This is a genomic window from Sulfobacillus harzensis, from assembly GCF_012933365.1.
In the GTDB taxonomy this organism is placed as follows: Bacteria; Bacillota; Sulfobacillia; order Sulfobacillales; family Sulfobacillaceae; genus Sulfobacillus_B; species Sulfobacillus_B harzensis.
Genome location: NZ_JABBVZ010000243.1, coordinates 1 through 1,652 on the forward strand (window position 1 = coordinate 1; position 1,652 = coordinate 1,652).

The following is a 1,652-nucleotide window of genomic DNA, read 5'->3' on the forward strand; positions in this document are numbered from 1 at the left end:
TTCTACGGGGAGGAGGGCGCTCAAGGGGCACTCGCTACCACAGCTAAGCCCCGAGGCCCCTCTTTACCTACCAGTTAGTGGCCGCAGGACCGGAGCAGAGGTTGTCCCAGACGATGGTCAGGACGCGTACGGAGCGCGATCGGCTAAGGACCTGCTTCGTTCCCTTCGATCCGTCTGGCGTCATTAAAAGTGTGCGAGCCCCATTTTTCTCGCCTCAATACACAATTGGGCGACTAAGAGCCTTAAGGTCAAGCCGTTGAGGGCGGCGTTATGATAAGCCGACAAATCTTCTCCACAGTCAAAATTCCCGAAAAATTAGTGGTTGGATAGAATGTTTTGTTATATCATTTACATATACCCACCAGGGTATAAATAAATCTTAAGCGGAGTGATGATATGCCAACCCCCTATATCGCCCTGAACAAGGCCCGCGTGTATAATGCGGAGTCCAGTTACGAAAAGTTCACAACCGTTGGTCCCAAGGTGTGCATGGTAACCGCCAACCATGAAGGATTTGTCGGATTTCAAAACCATGTGCAAATTGGCGTGTTCCCCATGGGTGGCCGGTACGGCGGCGCGAAGATGGACATGCACGAGACGCTCAATCCCATCGGACTGGCGCAATACACGATGTGGAAACATTGGGAAGACCACGATGCGATGCACTATGACAACTTTGACGCCATCTTTCGGCTATGCAGCCAATGTTTAGACATGGTCGTTGAAGGACCTTGGGAGCCGATTTACGAAATCGTGGCGCATGACCTTCCCGAGAATGTGGCCATGACCGATGTGCCGGCGTCGTTAGGGGCCGCCTGGGCAACGGGACAACCGATGCCCGCCGTTTCCCTGCCATACGGCCAACGGATTATTGCGGCATCCGAACATACCACCGTGCCCGGACGTGAGCAAGAATTCGAGCAGGCGATTGTCGATGTGATGACGGCTTTCAAGCGGGTTCCCGGTTTTCTCGGCTACATGGTGCTTAAGCAAATCGGGGCGTCGGCAATCGGCTCACTGCAATTGGTTCCAGATGGTATTCATCAAGCCTTGCAGACTCGAGGGGACTACCCGCCGCGAATTAAAGACGGAAACTTCCAGACTCCACAAGCCCACCAAACCCCGCAAGAATATCTCGTGCATATGGAATGGGCTGATATGAATTCAGCCATGATGGGCATTTCGCGCGTGGTAATCAACCATCAGATGCGGCGGATCCATGACCGGGTTTTGGCCACCCTATTGAAAGGTCCCTATGTCACTCTATGGAATCCGTTGATGGAGGACACCTCCTGGCGCGAGTACCTGCATTCATAACCCGGACATGCGGAGAACGAGTACCACCATGGGTATTTCGATTTGAGGAGGGGGAAGGTGGACGACACACTCAATCTGATGCTGGTTTCAGGCGATCCACCTGGCAGCCATGGCGACGCTGGTGTCGAGCAGCCTGGGATAGCCGGTGAATGTCTTCGTGTCAAACTCTCGAGGCTACTGAATAAGGAGGAGGAACGCCGATGACGCGCGTAGTGTTGTTAGGGGGCGGCGTAGGGGGCAGCATGGTGTCCAACCAGCTGGCCCGCGAACTGAAGTCGGAGATTGTGCGGGGCGAGGTTGAGATTACCGTCATCAACGCCAGTGAGGTCCATGTG

1 protein-coding gene is annotated in these 1,652 nt (G+C 54.3%); it reads left to right on the top strand.

Features of this window, described 5'->3' with window-relative positions; all coding sequences use genetic code 11:
• The first annotated feature begins 396 nt into the window (after positions 1-396).
• The gene (gene sor / locus HIJ39_RS22755) at positions 397-1,317 is read left to right on the top strand and encodes a sulfur oxygenase/reductase (protein ID WP_169103312.1); all 921 of its coding nucleotides are present in this window, start codon (positions 397-399) and stop codon (positions 1,315-1,317) included.
• Positions 1,318-1,652 lie beyond the last annotated feature (335 nt).